This window comes from Kitasatospora sp. NPDC101108 (genome assembly GCF_055584725.1).
In genome coordinates, this window is record NZ_JBVJLM010000006.1 from 293,640 (window position 1) to 312,688 (window position 19,049).

At 74.2% G+C, this 19,049-nt stretch carries 22 protein-coding genes and 1 pseudogene; 9 read left to right on the forward strand and 14 right to left on the reverse strand.

What is annotated here, in order from left to right; genetic code table 11:
• Positions 1-82: 82 nt before the first annotated feature.
• Entirely contained in the window at positions 83-622 is a 540-nt protein-coding gene (locus tag ACZ6Z8_RS16600) for a GNAT family N-acetyltransferase (protein ID WP_465610302.1), read from the reverse strand.
• A 29-nt stretch (positions 623-651) separates the two neighbouring features.
• Positions 652-1,788, reverse strand: coding sequence for a CapA family protein (locus ACZ6Z8_RS16605; RefSeq protein ID WP_465610304.1), 1,137 nt, complete (start codon positions 1,786-1,788; stop codon positions 652-654).
• Between the two features lie 333 nt (positions 1,789-2,121).
• On the opposite strand from ACZ6Z8_RS16605, the gene ACZ6Z8_RS16610 reads away from it, so the two are divergent.
• The 4 genes from ACZ6Z8_RS16610 (at position 2,122) to ACZ6Z8_RS16625 (ending at position 6,193) form a co-directional block, all read left to right on the forward strand.
• Positions 2,122-2,934, forward strand: coding sequence for a universal stress protein (locus tag ACZ6Z8_RS16610; RefSeq protein ID WP_465610306.1), 813 nt, complete (start codon positions 2,122-2,124; stop codon positions 2,932-2,934).
• Between the two features lie 175 nt (positions 2,935-3,109).
• The gene (locus ACZ6Z8_RS16615) at positions 3,110-4,369 is read left to right on the forward strand and encodes a M48 family metalloprotease (RefSeq protein WP_465610308.1); all 1,260 of its coding nucleotides are present in this window, start codon (positions 3,110-3,112) and stop codon (positions 4,367-4,369) included.
• A gap of 68 nt (positions 4,370-4,437) precedes the next feature.
• Complete coding sequence (locus tag ACZ6Z8_RS16620; RefSeq protein ID WP_391491074.1) at positions 4,438-4,860, forward strand: MarR family winged helix-turn-helix transcriptional regulator; 423 nt, start codon at positions 4,438-4,440, stop codon at positions 4,858-4,860.
• Between the two features lie 163 nt (positions 4,861-5,023).
• Positions 5,024-6,193 carry a PP2C family protein-serine/threonine phosphatase gene (locus tag ACZ6Z8_RS16625; protein ID WP_465610310.1) on the forward strand — a complete coding sequence of 390 codons (1,170 nt, stop codon included), beginning with the start codon at positions 5,024-5,026 and terminating at the stop codon, positions 6,191-6,193.
• 48 nt (positions 6,194-6,241) lie between these two features.
• On the opposite strand, the gene ACZ6Z8_RS16630 is transcribed toward ACZ6Z8_RS16625, so the two are convergent.
• The 3 genes from ACZ6Z8_RS16630 to ACZ6Z8_RS16640 form a co-directional block, all read right to left on the reverse strand.
• A complete protein-coding gene (locus tag ACZ6Z8_RS16630) occupies positions 6,242-6,679 on the reverse strand; it encodes an SMI1/KNR4 family protein (protein WP_465610312.1) in 438 nt (145 codons plus the stop codon).
• 46 nt (positions 6,680-6,725) lie between these two features.
• Positions 6,726-7,502 carry a GNAT family N-acetyltransferase gene (locus ACZ6Z8_RS16635; RefSeq protein WP_465610314.1) on the reverse strand — a complete coding sequence of 259 codons (777 nt, stop codon included), beginning with the start codon at positions 7,500-7,502 and terminating at the stop codon, positions 6,726-6,728.
• 65 nt (positions 7,503-7,567) lie between these two features.
• Positions 7,568-7,951, reverse strand: a complete 384-nt coding sequence (locus ACZ6Z8_RS16640) for a MerR family transcriptional regulator (protein ID WP_465610316.1) — start codon at positions 7,949-7,951, stop codon at positions 7,568-7,570.
• Positions 7,952-8,027: 76 nt separating this feature from the next.
• On the opposite strand from ACZ6Z8_RS16640, the pseudogene ACZ6Z8_RS16645 reads away from it, so the two are divergent.
• A pseudogene (locus ACZ6Z8_RS16645) lies at positions 8,028-8,216 on the forward strand (2-dehydropantoate 2-reductase N-terminal domain-containing protein); the annotation flags it as partial.
• Positions 8,217-8,397: 181 nt separating this feature from the next.
• Here the strand turns inward: ACZ6Z8_RS16645 and ACZ6Z8_RS16650 are convergent.
• Positions 8,398-9,327 carry an NADP-dependent oxidoreductase gene (locus ACZ6Z8_RS16650; RefSeq protein WP_465610318.1) on the reverse strand — a complete coding sequence of 310 codons (930 nt, stop codon included), beginning with the start codon at positions 9,325-9,327 and terminating at the stop codon, positions 8,398-8,400.
• A 164-nt stretch (positions 9,328-9,491) separates the two neighbouring features.
• Here ACZ6Z8_RS16650 and ACZ6Z8_RS16655 point away from each other — a divergent pair, with 164 nt between their 5' ends.
• Genes ACZ6Z8_RS16655 through ACZ6Z8_RS16665 form a run of 3 tightly spaced genes read left to right on the forward strand, consistent with a single transcriptional unit; the run spans position 9,492 to position 12,156 of the window.
• Complete coding sequence (locus ACZ6Z8_RS16655; protein WP_465610320.1) at positions 9,492-10,826, forward strand: helix-turn-helix transcriptional regulator; 1,335 nt, start codon at positions 9,492-9,494, stop codon at positions 10,824-10,826.
• Between the two features lie 38 nt (positions 10,827-10,864).
• Entirely contained in the window at positions 10,865-11,704 is an 840-nt protein-coding gene (locus tag ACZ6Z8_RS16660; RefSeq protein ID WP_465610322.1) for an SDR family NAD(P)-dependent oxidoreductase, read from the forward strand.
• 8 nt (positions 11,705-11,712) lie between these two features.
• A complete protein-coding gene (locus tag ACZ6Z8_RS16665; RefSeq protein WP_465610324.1) occupies positions 11,713-12,156 on the forward strand; it encodes a protein-tyrosine phosphatase family protein in 444 nt (147 codons plus the stop codon).
• A 13-nt stretch (positions 12,157-12,169) separates the two neighbouring features.
• Here ACZ6Z8_RS16665 and ACZ6Z8_RS16670 read toward each other — a convergent pair whose 3' ends face one another.
• From ACZ6Z8_RS16670 to ACZ6Z8_RS16680, 3 genes are read right to left on the reverse strand one after another with little or no spacing between them, the layout of a single operon-like run.
• Entirely contained in the window at positions 12,170-12,505 is a 336-nt protein-coding gene (locus ACZ6Z8_RS16670; protein WP_465610326.1) for a hypothetical protein, read from the reverse strand.
• 22 nt (positions 12,506-12,527) lie between these two features.
• On the reverse strand, positions 12,528-13,124 hold the full coding sequence (locus ACZ6Z8_RS16675; protein WP_465610327.1) for a DUF2867 domain-containing protein: 597 nt from the start codon (positions 13,122-13,124) through the stop codon (positions 12,528-12,530).
• 49 nt (positions 13,125-13,173) lie between these two features.
• Positions 13,174-14,052: an NmrA family NAD(P)-binding protein gene (locus tag ACZ6Z8_RS16680; protein WP_465610328.1), complete on the reverse strand. Its 879-nt coding sequence runs from the start codon at positions 14,050-14,052 to the stop codon at positions 13,174-13,176.
• A 67-nt stretch (positions 14,053-14,119) separates the two neighbouring features.
• On the opposite strand from ACZ6Z8_RS16680, the gene ACZ6Z8_RS16685 reads away from it, so the two are divergent.
• Positions 14,120-14,602, forward strand: coding sequence for a MarR family winged helix-turn-helix transcriptional regulator (locus ACZ6Z8_RS16685; protein WP_465610330.1), 483 nt, complete (start codon positions 14,120-14,122; stop codon positions 14,600-14,602).
• On the opposite strand, the gene ACZ6Z8_RS16690 is transcribed toward ACZ6Z8_RS16685, so the two are convergent.
• Genes ACZ6Z8_RS16690 through ACZ6Z8_RS16710 form a run of 5 tightly spaced genes read right to left on the reverse strand, consistent with a single transcriptional unit; the run spans position 14,599 to position 19,046 of the window.
• The gene (locus ACZ6Z8_RS16690) at positions 14,599-15,549 is read right to left on the reverse strand and encodes an urease accessory protein UreD (RefSeq protein ID WP_465610332.1); all 951 of its coding nucleotides are present in this window, start codon (positions 15,547-15,549) and stop codon (positions 14,599-14,601) included. The two genes, ACZ6Z8_RS16685 and ACZ6Z8_RS16690, sit on opposite strands and share 4 nt — an antisense overlap.
• Positions 15,546-16,166, reverse strand: coding sequence for an urease accessory protein UreG (gene ureG / locus ACZ6Z8_RS16695; RefSeq protein WP_465610334.1), 621 nt, complete (start codon positions 16,164-16,166; stop codon positions 15,546-15,548). The genes ACZ6Z8_RS16690 and ureG overlap by 4 nt, the downstream gene beginning before the upstream one ends.
• Positions 16,167-16,192: 26 nt before the next feature.
• Positions 16,193-16,897, reverse strand: a complete 705-nt coding sequence (locus tag ACZ6Z8_RS16700; protein ID WP_465610336.1) for an urease accessory protein UreF — start codon at positions 16,895-16,897, stop codon at positions 16,193-16,195.
• The gene (gene ureC, locus ACZ6Z8_RS16705; protein ID WP_465610338.1) at positions 16,894-18,618 is read right to left on the reverse strand and encodes an urease subunit alpha; all 1,725 of its coding nucleotides are present in this window, start codon (positions 18,616-18,618) and stop codon (positions 16,894-16,896) included. The genes ACZ6Z8_RS16700 and ureC overlap by 4 nt, the downstream gene beginning before the upstream one ends.
• On the reverse strand, positions 18,618-19,046 hold the full coding sequence (locus ACZ6Z8_RS16710; protein WP_465610340.1) for an urease subunit beta: 429 nt from the start codon (positions 19,044-19,046) through the stop codon (positions 18,618-18,620). The genes ureC and ACZ6Z8_RS16710 overlap by 1 nt, the downstream gene beginning before the upstream one ends.
• Positions 19,047-19,049 lie beyond the last annotated feature (3 nt).

Genomic DNA, 19,049 nt, shown 5'->3' on the forward strand with positions numbered 1-19,049 from the left:
CACCCCGGACACAAGGAGGCCGCCCGCCCCCGGCGCGGGGACGGGCGGCCTCGAACGCTCCCTCAGGACCGCCGGGCGAGGCTCATGCGGTCCAGCTCCCACTGCCCTCGGAGACGTAGATCCAGTCGAAGCCGTCGTACCCCGGCCCGTCCAGGTGCTCGGCCCGCCGCAGGCCGGCCCGCAGGGCGACGCCCTGGGAGGGCAGGTTGTCGGGGCGGACCCGGGCGATCAGCGGCAGCTCGGGAACGTGCGCGGCGGACCAGCGGACCACGGCCGTGGCAGCCTCGGTGGCGAAGCCCCGACCCCAGGCGGCGGGGGCGAAGCGGTAGAAGAGGTTGAGGACCGGTCGGCCCGCCAGATCCATCGGCTTGACGCCGCAGAAGCCCAGCACCGGCGCGGCCCCGCGTACACGGACCGTCCAGTAGCCGAAACCGCGGGCCTGCCAGAGGGCGTCCCAGCGGCCGTACCGCTCCTCGGCCTCCGAGCGCGTGGCAAGGGCGTCCGAGGGGTTGTGGAGGCAGGCCGCCGGGTCGCGATGGACGGCGAGGAGGGCGTCGACGTCGCCCTCGGTCGGGCGGCGAAGCGACAGCCGACGGATGGTCAGTTCCTGGTGTCCGCTCACCCGTTGATCGTACGGGCGACGGGTGGACCTCAGTGCGCCGCCGGGGGCGGGGTGAGCCCGGCGCAGCCGCGCAGGCCGTCACGGCGCTTGAGGGCCGCCTCGGCGGCGGCGCCGGTGACCGGCTGGGGGATGCCCTTGTCGTCGATGGTGGCCGGGGCGAAGGCCTCGCCGGTGACCTTGCCGTCGGCGGAGAGGGTGAGGGTGGTGACGCCGGTCTCGTTGGAGAAGGCGTAGTTGGAGGTGCCGTACCAGAGGAAGTTGCCGAAGCCGTACCCCACGTAGGTGTTGCCGAGCATGCCGGAGCCGACCATGGTGTGGGCGTGGGTGCCGACCACCGCGGACGCTCCGACGGCGGCGAGCTTCTTGGCGACCGTGGTCTGCGCGGCCGTCGGGCAGGCCTTGCCCTCCTCCCCCCAGTGCAGGTAGACGAGCACCACCGGGGCCTGCTGCTTGGCCGCCTGTACCGCCGACACCAGTGCGGGAACGTCCAGGGCCGAGGCGATGCCGGGCTTGTTGGCGCCGGCCCGCCACTTCTGGTTGGTGATGTCCTCGACCTGGCTGGCGGCCACCACCGCAACCTTCACACCGCGCACGGTCGTCACGTACGGGGCGTACGCCTCCTTGGCGTTGTGCCCGACGCCGAGCACCGGGACGGGCGAGGAGTCCTTGGCTGCCAGGGTGTCGGCGAGGCCGTCGGCACCGAAGTCGACGGCGTGGTTGTTGGCCATCGAGACGACGTCGACGCCGGAGTCCTTGAGGACGGACAGTGCCTTGGGCGAGGTGCGGAAGGTGTACGTCTTCGGCTCCGGCGCGCCACGCCCGGTGATCGCGGTCTCCAGGTTGAGCACGGACAGGTCGGCGTCGGCGAGGTTGCGGGAGATCGGGCCGAGGGCCGTCTCGGGCGGCTGGACGGACAGCCGGGACTGGGTGCGGCCCTCGAAGTGGACGTCCCCGGCGAAGGCGACGGTGATGGTGCCGTCCGGGCGGGGCGCGCCGCCCTTGGTGGGCGCTGGGGCGGCGGTGCCGGAGGGTGCGGCGGCGGAGGAGGCGGGTGCCGCGGCGGGCGGGGCGGACTTCGCCGGAGCGGGCGCCGGGTCGTCCGGCCCGCAGGCGGCGACGGCGGTCAGCCCGACGAACACGGCGACGGCGGCCGCGGCACGGCGCATGAGTGGTTCCCCCCGGAGGTCGGTGCAAGAGCGGTCAGCCTACGCCACCGAATCACCACCACTTGAGCCCGCACCCGCAACATTCCGGACACAAGCGCGCACGCGGAGCCGCAGCGCAGAGCGGCGGCACAGAGCAGCAGCGCAGAGCGGCGGCGCGGAGCGGCCGCACGGAGCCGGGCAGGAACACCACGCCCCACCGGGCCCGCCCGTCCCGATCCCCCGCCCCACCTGGCCACCGTGTCCCTGGCGCCCCGGCCGGGCGGCGCGGCAGCGTGGAGAGGAGGCGGCAGGTTGCGCGGTCAGGTCGCGCCTGCGCGCCGCAGGAGGCACGTGATGGCCAGCGACCAACCCGCCCCCGGCGCGGAGCGCCGGATCGTGGTCGGGATCGACGGATCGGAGCCGTCGAAGGCGGCGCTGCGCTGGGCGGTCGGCCAGGCGGTCCTCACCGGGGCCACCGTGCACGCGGTGGCCGCCTGGGAGTACCCCTCGCTGTACGGCTGGTTCGCGCCGATGGTGGACGAGGACTTCGAGCAGGCCTCCCGCCGCACGCTGACGGCCGAGGTCGACGAGGTCATCGGGCCGGAGCGCCCGGTGGTGATCCGGGAGAGCCTGGTGCTCGGGCACGCCGCCGAGGTGCTGCTGGAGGCCGCCGAGGGCGCGGACCTGCTGGTGCTGGGCAGCCGGGGCCGGGGCACCTTCGCCCGGACCCTGCTCGGCTCGGTGTCCACCCGCTGCGCGGTGCACGGGGCCTGCCCGGTGGTGATCGTCCGCTCGGACGGTACGGCCTCCTCCCCTCCGCCCCCGGCGACTCCACCCTCGGCGACCGCATCCGCCGGCACTGCCGCGAGCACGGCCGCGAGCACGAGCACGGCGGCGGCCGGGGAGCAGGCTCCGCAGGCCGTCCGGACCAAGGACTGGCAGCTCAGCCTGCACGTGGTCGAGGACCGGGACACCACCCAGGTGCACGCCGTGCTGGACGCCGACGGCAAGGTTCTGCACAGCGACGCGCTGTCCCGCCGCAACCCCCGCGACACCCCGGCCCCGGCGGTCGGCGACGACTTCGCGGTGGGCCGCGCCCTGGTCGACCTCGGCCACCAGCTGCTGCGCGCCGGCGTCCACGGTGCCACCGACCCGGCGGAGGAATGAGCGGCCCGAGTGGGCACAGGCCGTGCGCGGTAGGAGATGCTGAACCGCGACGCCCGCCTGCCCCTCAGCCTTCGCCCCCTACCCGTCAGCGCTCGCCCCTCGCCCTCGCCCTCGTCCTCGCTCCTTCGCCCCTCGCCCCTCGCCCCCTCGCCCCCTCGCCGGAGTTCACCCGCCGATGAACACACCCGACCCCGACCCCGACCCCAGCCCCGACACCGCCCACAACACCGCCCACGACGCTTTCACCCCCGCCGAGCGCGCCCGCGGCCGCGCACTGCGCCGTGCCCAGCTGCCCTGGGCACTCGGCGGCCGCCTGGCGGGCCTGGCCCTGACCCTGGTGCTCGGCCTCACCCCGGCCGGCGCCGCCCTGGTGACGGCGACCGGCCGCTGGTTCGGCGGCTCCCGGACGGCCGAGGTGCTGGCCGGCGGCGCGGCCCTGGTGCTGCTGGGCCAGGCGCTGCAGCTGCCCTTCGGCGCCGGGTCGCGGGCGGTCCGGGCCCGGTACGGGCTGGTGACCCAGGGCTGGGCCGGCTGGGCGATGGACGCCGTCCGGTCGCTCGCGCTGACCCTGCTGCTCGTCCTCCCGCTGGTGCTCGGCCTGTTGGCCCTCACCGCCTGGTCGCCCCGGCACTGGTGGTTCCCGGCCGCGGGCGCGGCGGCGCTGCTGACGGCGGCCCTGTCCTTCCTCCACCCGCTGCTGATCGAGCCGGTGTTCAACCGCTTCTCGCCGATGCCCGAGGGCGAGCTGCGCTCCGCCCTGCTGGCGCTGGCCGAGCGGGACGGCGTGCGGGTCCGGGACGTCCTGGTGGCGGACGCCTCCCGGCGGACCACCGCGCTGAACGCGTACGTCTCCGGGTTCGGCGCGACCCGCCGGATCGTCGCGTACGACACGCTGCTGTCGGCGGCGGAGCCGTGCGAGGTGGAGCTGGTGGTGGCGCACGAGCTGGGGCACGTCAAGCACCGGGACGTGCCGGTCGGCACCGCGCTCGGGGCGGTGGGCGCAGCGGTGGCGGTCGCGGTGCTGGGCCTGCTGGCCGACTGGCAGCCGCTGCTGTCGGCCGCCGGCGCCTCGGACGCGTCCGACCCCCGGGCACTGCCGCTGCTGGCCGCGTCGGCGGCGCTGATCGGTGCCCTGTCGGGCCCGGTGCAGTGCGCGGTGAGCCGCCGGATCGAGGCCAGGGCGGACCGGCACGCGCTCGAACTGACCGGGGACGCCGAGCAGTTCGCCGCGATGCAGCGCAGACTGGCCGTGGTGAACGTCTCGGATGTCGACCCGCCGCGGGTGCTTGAGCTACTGTTCGCCACTCACCCGAGTGCGACCCGCCGGATCGCGGCGGCCCGCGCCTGGCAGGCCGAACGGGAACGGGCGGCGGACGCCTCGGCCGGTGGGCCCGCGGCGGAGACGCGCACCACTCCGGGCGAATCCGTTGTATAGTGCAACAAATTTGGGGCGCGCCCGTGTGCCCCGAACGGTGCAACAAGCCCCAAGGAGGTAGGAACGCCGTGCCCGGCCGCCAGTCGTCCATCGACACCATCCAGCGCGAGCTGACCGCCTTCGCCCGCCGTGCCCGTCACAAGGCCTCCCAGCTGCACCCCGACCTCTCGCTGGTCACCTACAGCATCCTCGACCTGATCACCGAGCGCGGCGGCTGCCGGGCCGCCGACGTGGCCGCGCACTTCATGCTCGACAAGTCGACCGTCAGCCGCCAGGTCACCGCCCTGGAGCGGCTCGGGCTGCTCCGCCGCGAGGCCGACCCGGACGACCAGCGCGGCCAGATCCTGCGCGCCACCGAGGCCGGGCTCACCCTGCTGCGGGACGCCAACGAGCAGCGCCGGACGGCCTTCACCACCCGCTTCACCGACTGGTCCGACGAGGACGTCGCCCGCTTCGCCGCGTACCTCGCCCGCTACGGCGAGGAGGGCTGACCAACGCGGACCGCTCGGGGCGCGCCCGGGACCCGCCCGGGACCCGCTCGGGGTGCGCCTCGGCACCACCACGGTGTACAGAGGAGGGGTGCCCTTCCGGCAGCGTCCCGATGAGCCGCGTCCGCGCGTCCGCCCCCGCCCCTGGCGGCCCGATCCCCGCGTGATGACGGCGCTGCCGCTCGCACTGATCGTCCTGATCACCGTCGTCGACGTGCTGTCCCCACCGGCGGTCCACCTCGGCCCGCTGCTGATCGTCGCCCCCGCCCTCACCGCCTCCTTCGCCGGGCCCAGGGCCACCGCCGGGGTCGCTCTGCTGGCCCTCGCCGCGCTCACCGTCATCGGCTCCGTACGGGAGAGCCTGACCACCATCAACATCCAGAGCCAGCTGAGCGCCCAGTTGATCGTCTCGGCGCTGATCGTCGGCCTTCGGGTGCTCCGCGAGCGGCACGAACGCGAACTGGCCCGGGTGCGCTCCGTCTCGGAGGCCGCCCAGCGGGTGCTGCTGCGCCCGCTGCCGGAACGGATCGGGCCGCTGCACCTGGCCTCCGTCTACCTGGCCGCCGAGGCCGAGGCCCAGGTCGGCGGCGACCTGTACGCGGCCGCGCGGACCACCACCGGCACCCGGCTGCTGGTCGGCGACGTCCGCGGCAAGGGGCTCTCCTCGCTCGGCGACGCGGCCCTGCTGCTCGGTGCCTTCCGCGCCGCCGCCCACCTCCACACCGACCTGCCGAGCCTGGCGGCGTACCTGGACGGCAGCGTCTCCTGGGACCTCGCCCAACTGGCCGAGGCCCGGCGCGCCGAGAGCCGGCGCACCGAGAGCCGCCGCACCGAGAGCCGCCGCGCCGTGCCCGGACACCCCGAACGGCGGCCCCAGCGCCCGTCCCCGCCCCTGCCCCGGCCCGAGGGCGCGCCGGACGAGGGCGGCGAGTCCTTCATCACCGCCGTCCTGCTCGACATCCCCGACGACGGCGAACTCGTCCACCTGATCGACTGCGGCCACCCGCCCCCGCTGCTGCTGCGCCCCGAGGGCCTCACCACCCTCTCCACCCGGAACCCCGCGCCGCCGCTCGGCCTCGGCGAGCTCGCCCCGGTCAGCTACGAGGTGCAGACCTTCCCGTTCCGCCCCGGCGACCGGCTGCTGATCTACACCGACGGCGTGATCGAGGCCCGGGACGCCCAGCGCCGCTTCTACCCGCTCACCGAACGGGTCACCGCCTGGCAGACCGAGCGCCCCGCCGTCCTGCTGAACCACCTGCGCCGCGACCTGCTCGCCCACGTCGGCCGCCGACTGGACGACGACGCGGCGATGGTCGTGGTCGAGCGGCTCCGGTAGCAGTCGCTCCGGCGTGGGCGGGCGGCGGCGCCCGCGAACCGGACCGGCCTACCCCTGGTACCAGTCGTCCCCGCCGGTGCGCAGCGAGCGGCCGAGGTAGTCCCGCAGGTCGTTGGCCACCCACCGGCGGCTGTCGCTCTCGTGCTCCCAGACGAAGACGTCCGGCCGTTCGGGCTTCCGCACGAAGGCGAACAGGTCACCGCCGCCGTTGTCCCCGAAGAACAGGAAGGGGTCGAACGGCATGTACAGCCGGGCGAAGGACTCGTCGGACCGGAGGAGCAGGTTCTGCTCGACGATCCGCTCCAGGGCCCAGACGGTGTCCACCGAGCCGCGCCCGGTCACCCCGTCGCTTTCGAGCAGCACCTGCCCGAGCTCCGTCGGCAGCCGCCGCCCGAGCCGCTCCTCGGCTTCGGCGAGAGCGGAGGCCGCCACCGGCGCCCTGAAGCCCGCCCCGGGAAAGATCTCCTGAACCGCTCGTCTCCACATGGCCCAGAGCCTAAGGCCCTTCCGGCCGCCCTCCGGCCGCCGCCGGCTAGGACCGGTACACGTACGGCGTCGTGGTGCTCAGCCGCACGAAGCCGAGCCGCTCCAGGATGGGCCGGCTCTGGTCGCTCGCGTCGACCTGGAGGTACTCGTAGCCGAGCTCGGCGGCGAGGCGGGCGCGGTGGGCGACCAGGGCGCGGTAGATGCCCCGGCCGCGCCAGGCGGGGACGGTGCCGCCGCCCCACAGGCCGGCGAACCCGGTGCCCGGGGTCAGCTCCATCCGGGCGGCGCTCACCGGCTGGTCGCCGGCCATCGCGACAACCAGGCTGAGGGTGTCCGCGTCGTGCCGCAGGTGGTCGAGGATCCGCTCGCGCAGGCCGGGCATCCCCCTGCCGAAGGCCTGTTCGTGGGCCTCGACCATCAGGTCCACCCCGGCCGGGTCGGTCACGGCCTCCAGCCGGACGCCCTCGGGCAGCATCGGAGCGGTGGGCAGATCCTCGATCCGGGCGATCATCAGTGCCTCGTCCGGCTCGGCGGTGAACCCGGCCGCGAGCAGCCGCCGGCCGAGGTCGGCGGGGCGGTCATGGGCGTAGGTCTTCCACTCGAACTCCAGCCCCAGCTCGGTGAAGTGGCGCACCTGCGCGGCGATCACGGCGTCCGCTCCGGCCTCGTCCAGACCGGACCAGACGATGCCGTTCCAGGCGTGCTCCCCGCCCACCAGGCGCACCACGGCGCCGTCGCGCTCGACGCGGACTCCGGGGCCGTCCGGCCGCGCGCCGCGCCGGATCCGCTGGTCGAACAGGGCGAGTACATGATCACGATCCATCCGGCCACTTCAGCACGTCCCAAGGTTGTGCGGCAACGGATTTCCGTCCGCCTCCCCGCCCCGGCTCACGCCCTGGGCGTGCGGACCACCTCGCTCGGCGCCGCCGCGCCCATGACGGCGTCCAGCATCGCCCGGGCGGCGGCGAGTTCGTCCATCTGCCGGGTGATCCGGGCCCGCTCCCGGGCCAGGCCGTCGAGCAGTTCCGGGCAGGTGGGCCCGGCCGGGCGCTGCCCGGGCTTCGGCAGGCCGGGGAGGATCTCGGCGATCACGGCGGTGTTGAGACCGGCCGCGAGCAGGGTGCGGATGCCGTGGACGGCGTCCACGTCCCGGTCGCCGTACTCGCGGTAGCCGCTGGGGCGGCGCTCGGGGGTGAGCAGGCCCTGCTCCTCGTAGTAGCGCAGGGCACGCGGGGTGACCCCGGTCCGCCGGGCGAGCTCTCCGATCCGCATCGCGGCACCCCCATCGACCGGCCGACGGGCTCCGGGCTTGACTCTGCCGTCGGCGTGAGGGTCCAGCGTAACCGCCGTGCCGAACCAACGGTCTTCCTCAACCCCCTTTCCCGGTACCGCCGTTGCCGTGCTCGGCCCGGGTCCGGTGGGTCGGGCGCCGGCCGGGGCGCTGCCGGCCGCCGGTCACGACGTCACCGTCTGGAACCGCACACCGGGCCGGGACGCCGAACTGCTCGCACAGGGCGCCCAGGCCCGCGGACCGGACACCCCGTCCTGGACGCCGCCCTCGCTACCGAGCGCGGCGGGACGGGGACCGGTCTTCCGCGGGACGTTCGCGTGGCGGGCGTGGGCACCGCGCTCACGGCCACCGCGGGCGCGGCCACCGCGCCCGGACGCCGCGCGCGAGCGCCGGAGTCGGGCCCGCGGTCACCCCCGACGGCCCGACGTCAGACGGTGAGCACGATCTTCCCCCGCAGGTGCCCCTGCTCGCTGATCCGCTGCGCCTCGGCCGCCTCCGCCAGCGGCAGCACCCGGTGCAGCGGCAGCCGCAGGGTGCCCGCCTCGTGCAGGGCGAGCGCGGCCGCGTAGGCGCGCCGGTGGTACGACTCGTCCTCGCCCGCGCTGCCGTTGAAGCGGACGCCGTACCGCGCCGCGTTGGCGAAGTCCACGATCGTCAGCACCCGCTCCGCGCTGCCCGTCAGCTCGACGGACAGCGGCAGCACGTCTCCCTTGCCGACCGCGTCCAGCGCCCGGTCCACGCCGTCCGGAGCGACCGCCCGCACCCGCTCGGCCAGTCCCTCGCCGTATGTCACCGGGATCGCGCCGAGCTCGCGCAGGTACGCGTGGTTGGCCTCGCTCGCGGTGCCGACCACGGTGATGCCGCGTGCCCGGGCGAACTGCAGCAGCACGGTGCCGACCCCGCCGGCCGCGCCGTGCACCAGCAGGGTCTCCCCCGGCCGTACACCGAGGACCCCCAGCACCCGCTCGCTGGTCTCGGCCGCCACCGGGATCGCGGCGGCCTCCTCCCAGCTCAGCGTGGCGGGCTTGTGCGCCAGCAGGTCCGCGTCGAGCAGCGCGTGCTCGGCGTAGCCGCCGCCCATCAGGCCGCCGAACACCTCGTCGCCGGGCGCGAATTCGGTCACGTCCGCGCCGACGGCCTCCACCACGCCGGACACCTCGTAGCCGGGGACGGCCGGGAAGACGGCCGGGAAGAGCGCGTCCAGTTCGCCACTGCGCTGCTTGCGGTCGATCGGGTTGACGCCCACCGCGCGGACCGCGACCCGGACCTGGCCGGAGCCGGGGGCCGGCAGCTCGATGTCGATGGTGCGCAGCACGTCCGCGCCGCCGTACTCGGAGAAGGCGATGGCCTTGGTCATGGCTGGAATCCTCTGGGCTTTCCGGGAGTTCTCCCGGGAGACGGTTACTTCCGACGCCTTCCATGCTGCGGCGCCGCGGCCGGGCATCCGGCCGGTCTTTCGGAGGGTTCGACCTGGCCGAAGGGACGGGTCGCGGCCAGCCGCCGCGGGATAGGGTCGACACCATGGACGAGACCTGGCAGGAGAACTGGGGCCGCCCCGAGCATGCGCTGGCGCGGGCCGTCGAGGTGCTGCGCACCCCCCGGCCCGAGCTGCTGCAACGGCTCGGTGAGGTGATCGCCACCCTCGTGCCGTTCGAGGTGATCGCGCAGCTCAACGGCGTCTGCACGGTCTGCCCCACGCATGCCCACGGCCGGCCCGAACTGGCCGAGCGGATCACCGGCCTGGACCTCTCGCGGCTGGCCGAGCGCACCGCGGGGGCGAGCGCGACCGGCCGCCCCTGGCAGGGCGAGGCCGAACTCGCCGGAGCCACCCGGCCGGTGACGGTGGTGACCGCCGCGGCCGCCCCGGGCGGCGGCAGCGCCGTCCTGGTCCTCGTCCGGACGCACTCCGAACCCGTGCCCGAGCCCGCGCTCGCTGTGCTCCAGCAGTTCTGGGAGCTGGCCGTCGCCCACTCCGACCACCGCGCCACCGACGCCGGGCCCACCCACGCGGCGGTCTCCCGGGCCGCCGCCAACGCCCGCGCCCGGACGATCACCGAGTTCACCGGCACCCACAGCGCGGCGCTCAGCGCCGTGCTCGCCCCGCTGCGGTCCACCGACCTGGACGACGCCGCCGCCCGGCGCGCCGCCACCGAACTCGCCGTCACCGCCCTGCTCGACCTGCGCCGCGCCGCCGACCTCGACCGCGCCCTCAGCGAGGAGCCCGCGGACGCGGCCTTCGCCCGGCTCGGCCGCGAGCTGCGTCCGCTGCTGCGGCACACCCGGGTCCGGCTCGACCTCGCGCCCCCGGCGGACGCCGCGCGGTCCGTCCCGGCGGACACCGCCCACACCGCCCGGGACGCCCTCCGGGTCGCCGTGATGCTGATGCTGGAGCAGGAGAAACCCACGCGGCTGCACGTGAGTTGGCAGTTCACGGCCGACTGCCGGCTGCGCGCGGTGGTGCGCGACGACGGCCTCGGCCTGCTCGCCGCCGACGCCCTCACCGTTCACCGCACCGCCGAGCGGATCGCCGCCCTCGGCGGCCGCTACGACGTCGAGTCCGTCCCCGGCTGGGGGACCACCGTGACCGTCGAACTGCCGCTCGGCCTGCGCTCGCCCGCCGAGGCGACCGATCCCGTCGACGGGCTCCAGCCGCGCGAGCTGGAGGTGCTCGACCAGCTCGCGCAGGGCCGCCGCAACCGGGACATCGCCGCGGCGCTGCACATCAGCGAATCCACGGTGAAGTTCCATGTCGCCAACATCCTGGCCAAGTTGGGCGTCAGCTCGCGCGGCGAGGCGGCGGCCCTCGCCCACCGTGCCGGGATGCCCGGCCCCGCGCGCCTGCACGTGGCATCCTGAACCGGTTCCGCCCCGCACCTTCGGCCACAGGAGTCCCGATGACCCCGCCCAGCACGCCGCGGACCGTCCTCGTCACCGGCGCCACGGACGGCCTCGGCCGCGCCCTCGCCCACCGCCTGGCCGGCGAGGGCGACACCGTCCTCCTGCACGGTCGCGACCGGGCCCGGCTCGACCGCACGGCCCAGGAGATCGCCGAGGTCCAGGGCACCGAACGCCCCGTCACCCTGTGCGCGGACCTGGCCGACCTCGCCCAGGTCCGCACCCTCGCGGCCGAGGTCCGTGCCACCACCGACCGGCTCGACGTGCTGGTCAACAACGCCGGTGTCGGCAGCGGCGAACCCGACGGCCGCACCCGCCGCACCAGCGCCGACGGCCACGAACTGCGCTTCGCCGTCAACCACCTGGCCGGGTTCCTGCTCAGCCTCGAACTGCTGCCCCTGCTGCGCGCCTCCGCCCCCGCCCGGATCGTCAACGTCGCCTCGGCCGGGCAGCAGGCCGTCGACTTCGACGACCTCATGCTGGAACGCGGCTACGACGGCACCCGCGCGTACTGCCGCAGTAAGCTCGCCCAGATCGCCTGCGGCTTCGAACTCGCCTCGCGGGTACCGGCCGCCGAGGTGACCGTCAACAGCCTCCACCCGTCGACGTACATGCCGACCAAGATGGTGCTGCAGGAGATCGGCTACAGCGTCGACAGCCTGGAGGACGGCGTCACCGCCACCCACCGGCTGGTCACCGACCCGGCCCTCGCGGGCGTCACCGGCCGCTACTACGACCGCACGCGCGAGGCCCGGGCCGACCGCCAGGCCTACGACCCGCGGGCCCGGGCGGAGCTGTGGGACCGCAGCCTGGAGCTCGTCGGCCACGCCGACATCTGAGAGGTGACATGACCGACCGCCCGCTCCCGACCACCTGGGACCCGGCCGCCCCCGGTGTACTCCGCCTCCCCTCCGGACGCCTCCTGCGCGGCCGGGGCGTCCGCAATCCGCTCCCGCCCGGCCCCTCCCCCGACTTCGGCGTCTACCTGCTGGGGCGCGAGCCCGCCCCTCTCCCCTGGGAGAGCCGCTGGGTCCGCTGGCCCGACTTCCGGCTGCCCGCCGACCGCGCGGACGCCGCCGACGCCTTCCGCCAGGCCTGGGAACGCTCCGCCTCCGAACGCGTCGAACTCGCCTGCGCGGGCGGCCGCGGCCGTACCGGCACGGCCCTCGCCTGCATCGCGGTCCTGGACGGCGTGCCGCCGAAGCAGGCCGTCGCGTACGTCCGCGAGCACTACAGCCGGCACGCGGTGGAGACGCCCTGGCAGCGGAAGTTCGTCGAGCGGCGGGCGTAGGGCCGGTCCGGCGCTACGACCCGCCGTCGGACTCCGTGTACAGGGCCGCGCCCTTCTCCTCCTGCTGCCAGCCGGCCGCGAGGCCGGCCCGGACCAGGTCGGCGACGAGGGCGGGCTTGACGGGCTCCAACTGGAGGACCTCGCGGACGCGTTCGGGCGGGGCCGTCAGCAGGATCCCGTAGTGCAGCCACGGGTCGTCGAAGCGGCGCGTCGTGACGAGCGGCCGGTACGGCCCACCGGGGCGGTCGAGCCAGACGCGGACGTCCACGTGGGCGCTGTCGCGGAGGCGGACCACCCAGCGGTAGTCGCGGCCGTCGACCTGGATGCGGCGCGGTGTCCTCGATCTCATCCGACGACGATACGCCCGCGCCTCAGCCGGTGGGGGGCATCGCCCGGTCCCGCCAGGCGCGTTCGAACTGGCGGGTCATCCCGGGGTAGACGACGTAGTGCCGGAACGGTGCGATGAAGCCCATGTACAGGCGTCCGAGGCGGCCGTTGCACGTGACCAGGACGGCCATCCGCAGTTCGTGGCGGCCGTCGGGGAGGGCGACCCAGCCGAGGTGCATCAGGCCGTGGACGGTGCGGTTGGCGATCTCGCCGACGTACTCGGTGTCGGTCGCGTACACCGGGGTGAGCGGCAGGCCGAGGCCGTCGGCGGGGTGGACGGTGTCGCGCAGGTCCTGCGGGAGGCGGTCGCGCAGGGACGGGACGCGGGCGCCGAGGCCGTTGTCGGGGTCGTCCCAGTGGAGGAGGGCGCCGAGTCCCCGGCGGATCGCGAACAGGACGCGGGTCGGGAGGGACTGCGACGCCGGGCCGGGTGCGGCGCGCAGGGCGGCGAGCATGACCGGGAAGTCGTCGGGCCCGGCGCCCGGGGTGCGGAAGGACCAGACGTCCTCGATCCGGAAGTCCCGGGTGAACTCGTGGATCCGCCAGGGCTGTCGGGTGTGGGCTGAGCGTGGAAGCCGCATGGTGGTCACCCCCTCACGGACGAGGCTAGACCTGATTGTGCGGGACGTCTCACAGGTCCCAGGTCTGCCCGGCGGCCCAGTCCTCCAGGGTGCGCCACTCGACGGTCGGGTGCTCGGCGTGCAGGGCGGCGGTGTCGATGTCGAGGCCGACCTCCTGGAAGTAGCGGAACATGGCGGCGAGGTCCGCGGAGTAGGTCTCGACGACGGACAGCGGCACCTCCTCGCAGCGGACCGGGCGGCCGCTGGCCGCGGCGATCGCCGCGGCGATCTGCTCGCCGGTGCACCACTGCGAGGCGATGTCGATGCGCCGGCCCGTGTAGGCGTCCGGGTGGGCGAGGACGTGGGCGGCGAAGGCGCCGATGGTCTCGGCGGCGATCACCGGGAGGGGGGTGCCGGCCGGCATGGGGAGGTGGAAGACGCCCTCGCGCAGGGATCGGAGGGTCCAGTCGTTGGCGTAGTTGTCCAGGAAGGCGGCCGGGCCGATGACGGTCCAGGGCAGGTCGAGACCGGCGAGGTGCCGTTCGATGCGCTGCTTGGAGTCGAAGTGCGGGATGCCGGTGGAGCGGTCGGCGTTGGTGGCGGAGGTGAACACCACGTGCCGTAGGCCGGCGGCGGCTGCCGCGTCGAGCAGGGCGGTGCCCTGGCGGACCTCGGTGTCGAGGTCCGTCCCGAACGGGGTGGACATGGCGAACAGCGCGCCGGCACCGTCGAGGGCGGCCGCCAGCGAGGCCGGGTCGTCGAAGTCGGCGCGCACCGACTCGGCACCGAGTAGGGCGAGTTGGCGGGCGGCCGGGGCGTCGGGGTCCCGGGTGAGGGCGCGGACCGGGCGTCCGGCCCGGAGCAGGGCGCGGGCGGTCGCGCCGCCCTGGGCGCCGGTGGCACCGGTGACGGCGACGGGAAGCTGCGCACGATCAGTTATCTGCGTCATGCAGCCAATAGTGGAATAGATCTCTGCGTAGCGCAACTTTTTTGGCGGGGCCGGTTACCCTGGCCCCATGACGCCCACCCGCGACGAACTGATGGCCAGGCTGTGGCCGGTCTCGCGCCGGTACCTGGCTTCCTACGTGCTGTTCAACCAGGCCGTCGCCGACCACCTCGGCATGCACCCGACCGACGTCCAGTGCCTCAACCTGCTCACCCTGGAGGACGGCCCGGTCACCACCGGCCGGATCGCCGAGCTGACCGGACTCACCAGCGGCTCGGCGACCCGGCTGGTCGACCGGCTGGAGAAGGCCGGCCTGGTGACCCGGCAGCGGGACGAGGCCGACCGCCGCCGCGTCCTGGTCGCCGTCCTCCCCGAGGCGCTGACCCGCTTCGGGGAGGTGTGGCGCAGCCTCGGCAACGACTGGGCGGCCGTCTTCGCCGAGGACAGCGAGGACGAACTCGCCTTCCTGCTACGGCACATGAACCGGACGGTCGAGCTCAGCCACCGGCAGATCGCCCGGCTCGCCGACAAGGACCTCCAGGACGGGAACTAGGTCTTCCGCAGGTCCGGCGCCGGCACCCCGATCAGCAGCCGGCGCACCGCGTCCCAGGCCGCCCGCAGCGCGGCCGCGCAGGCCCGGGTGTCGGAGTCGAGCAACCGCAGCCAGGCGCCGCTGTCCTGCGGCAGCACGCTGACCCCGTACAGCAGCCCGCGCTCCGCCAGGACCTCGTGCAGCACGTCGGCGATCCGGGCCGCCGGGGCGAGCGGGCTGAGCACGTACAGGCTGGACATCACGTCGTGCCCGCCGAGTACGGCCGGGCCGGTCACACCGCCGTCGGCGGGCTCCAGCCGCACCGTGTCCAGGGCCACCAACTCCCCGGCCGGTCGGCGCACTTCGAGGTCCGAGACGAACACCCGGTAGGCGTTGCGCTCGCCCCGGGCGAGGCGGCCGGCCAGGACGGTCTCGCCCGCCAGCACCGTCGCCCCGGGGTCCACGGTGAGGACGGTGCGCTGGTAGAAGCGGGAGTCGACGAAGGGGATCACCGGCTCGGGCAGGTACTCCACGTAGGCGCCGGGCCCGGCCTCCAGGTTGACCAGTTGGGTCGCGTAGTCGTGCTCCATCCGGTAGACCTTGGTGGCCGCCTGGGTGGTCAGGTGGACCGCGGTGTCGGCGCCGCAGCGGATGTCGGTGCGCAGCCGGTCGGCCTGGAGGATGCCGCCGCCGGTGGACATCAGCAGGGTGACGGCGAGGTCGGGGCGGGCCGGGTCGAAGTAGAGCGGGCGCATGATCTGCAGCGGCGACTTCTGGTAGTGGCCGGTGAGTTCGGTGCGTCCGCCGATCCGCTCGAAGGCCAGTTCCAGCAGCCCCACCTTGCCGGGGCGCCCGACCGCGAGGGTGTCGGGCGTCCCGGCGTACCGGCGGACCTGCGGCGGGACGCGGGCCGGCTCGTAGTGCCGGGGGTCGAGCCGGGGCGGGGCGGCCTCCGGTGGAGCCGTCACGCCGGGACCTTCCGGAAGGTCTCCAGGAAGGTGGCGATGGACTCCAGTCCCTCCCCCGTCAGGCAGTTGGTGAGCACCACCGGCCGGCCCTCGCGCACCCGCCGGGCGTCGGACTCCATGATGCCGAGGTCGGCGCGGACGTACTGGGCGATGTCGATCTTGTTGATCACCAGCAGCTCCGACTCGGTGATGCCCGGGCCGCGCTTGCGGGGCATCTTCTCGCCCTCGGCGGTGTCGAGGACGAACAGGAAGAGGTCGACCAGCACCGGGCTGAAGGTCAGGGTGAGGTTGTCACCGCCGGACTCGAACAGCAGGGTGTCGACGTCCGGGAAGCGCTCCAGCATCTCGGCCCCGGCGGCGAGGTTCATCGTCGGGTCGTCCCGTACGGCGGTGTGCGGGCAGGCGCCGGTCTCCACGCCGACCACCCGCTCGGGGTCGAGCACCCCGGCGAGGGTACGGCGGACGTGCTGGGCGTCCTCCTGGGTGTAGATGTCGTTGGTGATGACCGCCGGGCGGTGGCCGCGCGCGATCAGCACCGGCACCAGCGCCTCGATCAGCGCCGTCTTGCCCGAGCCGACCGGTCCGCCGATGCCCACCCGGAGCACGTTGTCGGTCATGCGATTCCCTTCAGTCGTAGGTGTGTTCAGCTTGCGAACAGCCGGGCCTCGGCCCGCTCGTGCCGCCCGGACATCGCGTCCGCGACCGGTACGCAACCCCCGAGGTCGGCCGACTCCCGTACCAGTGCGGCCGCGACCACCTCCCGGATCACCGGGGCGGCGGCCCGCAGCACCACCTGCGCCCTGCGGTGGTCGGTCAGCCGCAGCCTCAGCGCGGCGCCGACGAAGCTGGTGCAGAAGGCGAACAGGTCGCTGGCGACGGCCTGTTCGACCGGTACGGCGGCCGAGGCGTACGCGACCCCGGCGGCCACCGCCTGGCAGCCGGGGGCGCGCTTGTCGGCGACCAGTTCCGCGTACCGCTCCAGCGGCTCGCCGCCCACCGACTCCCGGGCGATGTCCAGGAGTTGGCGGCCGGTGCGGGTGGCGGCGAGCCTCAGCTCGCGGTTGAGCTTGGTGGCGTGCAGCCGCTGGTCGATCTCGACCAGCAGCTCCCAGGCGCCCTCCGACGCCGCCCGGTGGGCCAGCGCCAGCGCCGTCGCGTCGGACGGCCCCACGCTGTGCCGCAGCAGGTCGGCGAGCAGCTCGGGCACGGTGTCGGCGGTGACGGCCTTCGCCTGGGCGTAGCCCTCCAGACCGTGCGAGAGGGTGTAGAAGCCGCTGGGGAAGGCGGAGTCGGTCAGCTGGAGGCTGACCAGCAGGGCGTCCAGCCCGTCTCCCGGGAGGCAGCTCATGCGAGGTAGAACAGGTGGTTGAGGGGCAGTTCGCGGGCCGGCTCGATGGTGGCGGGCTCGCCGTCCAGGGTGACCTTGTACGTCTCCGGGTCGACCGCGATCTTCGGCAGGGCGTCGTTGCGCAGCATGTGCTGCTTGCCGACCGAGCGACAGTGCCGCACCGGCAGCACCCGGCTGTCCAGGCCGAGCCGGGCCGGCACCCCGAGGTCGACGGCGGCCCGGGACATGAAGGTGACCCGGGTGGCCTGCTTGGCCCGTCCGAACGCGCCGTACATCGGGCGGTAGTAGACGGGCTGCGGGGTGGGCAGCGAGGCGTTCGGGTCGCCCATCAGCGCCCAGTTGATGATGCCGCCCTTGATGACCATCTTGGGCTTGGCACCGAAGGAGTTGATCGGCCAGAGCACGATGTCGGCCAGCTTGCCGGGCTCCAGCGAGCCGATGTGCTCGGCGGTGCCCGAGGCGATCGCCGGGTTGATGGTGAGCTTGGCGAGGTAGCGCAGCACCCGGAAGTTGTCGTTGCGCTCGCTGTCGCCGGCCAGCTTGCCGCGCTGCTCCTTGCAGTGGTGGGCGGTCTGGAAGGCGCGGGTGAAGGACTCCCCGATCCGGCCCATGGCCTGGGAGTCGGAGGAGAAGATCGAGATGACGCCCTCGTCGTGCAGCACCGTCTCGGCGGCGATGGTCTCGGCGCGCACCCGGGAGTCGGCGAAGGAGACGTCCTCGGGGATGTCGTGGCTGAGGTGGTGGCAGACCATCACCATGTCCAGCAGCTCGTCCACCGAGTTGACGGTGTAGGGCAGGGTCGGGTTGGTGGAGGACGGCAGCACGTTGGGCTCGCCGGCGATCCGCATGATGTCGGGGGCGTGGCCGCCGCCCGCGCCCTCGGTGTGGAAGGTGTGGATGGTGCGGCCGTCGATCGCGGACAGGGTGTCCTCGAAGAAGCCGGACTCGTTGAGGGTGTCGGTGTGGATGGCCACCTGCACGTCGTACTCGTCGGCGACGCCGAGCGCGCTGTCGATCGCGGCCGGGGTGCTGCCCCAGTCCTCGTGCACCTTGAGGCCGCACACGCCCGCCTCGACCTGCTCGCGCAGCGCGCCGGGCAGCGAGCCGTTGCCCTTGCCGAGCAGGCCGACGTTGACCGGGAGGTCCTCGACCGCCTGGTACATCCGGCCGATGTTCCAGGGCCCGGGCGTGCAGGTGGTGCCGTTGGTGCCGTCGGACGGGCCGGTGCCGCCGCCGATCAGGGTGGTGATGCCGTTGCTCAGCGCCTCCTGCGCCTGCTGCGGGGCGATGAAGTGGATGTGGGTGTCGATGCCGCCGGCCGTGGCGATCAGGTGCTCGCCGGAGATCACCTCGGTGCCGGGGCCGATCACCAGCTTGGGGTGCACCCCGCTCTGGGTGTGCGGGTTGCCGGCCTTGCCGACGGCGGTGATGAAGCCGTCCTTGACGCCGATGTCGCCCTTGACGACACCGAGCACCGGGTCCAGCACGACGACGTTGGTGATGACCAGGTCGAGCGCACCCTGGACGGCGGTGGCGGCCGGGTCCTGGGCCATGCCGTCGCGGATGCCCTTGCCGCCGCCGTAGACGGCCTCGTCGCCGTAGTGGCCCTGGTTGAAGTCCTGCTCGACCTCGACCACCAGGTTGGTGTCGGCGAGGTGGAAACGGTCACCGACGGTGGGGCCGAAGAGGTCGGTGTACTGCTTGCGGGACAGGATGGCCATCAGCGGTCGCCTTCGTTCCGGAAGCCCGCGAAGGGCTCGTCGTCCTTGTGGTCGAGGTTGGCGCCCTTGAAGCCGCGGGCGATCGCCCGGTCGATGGCGCGGGCGCGGGTGTCGCGCGCGGTGACGCCGCCGTCCACGAGGTTGCTGAAGCCCACCAGGCGGCGGTGGCCGCCGAACTCGGCGAGCGTGACGTCCTTGGTGTCGCCGGGCTCGAAGCGGACCGCGGTGCCGGCCGGAATGTCGAGGTGCTTGCCGAAGGCGGCGTTGCGGTCGAAGTCGAGGGCGCGGTTGGCCTCGAAGAAGTGGTAGTGGGAGCCGACCTGGATCGCCCGGTCGCCCGTGTTGCTGACCGTGATCGTGGCCTTGGCTCGGCCGGCGTTGATCTCCACCGGGTCGTCGCCGTACAGGTATGCGGCGCCACCAGACATGGT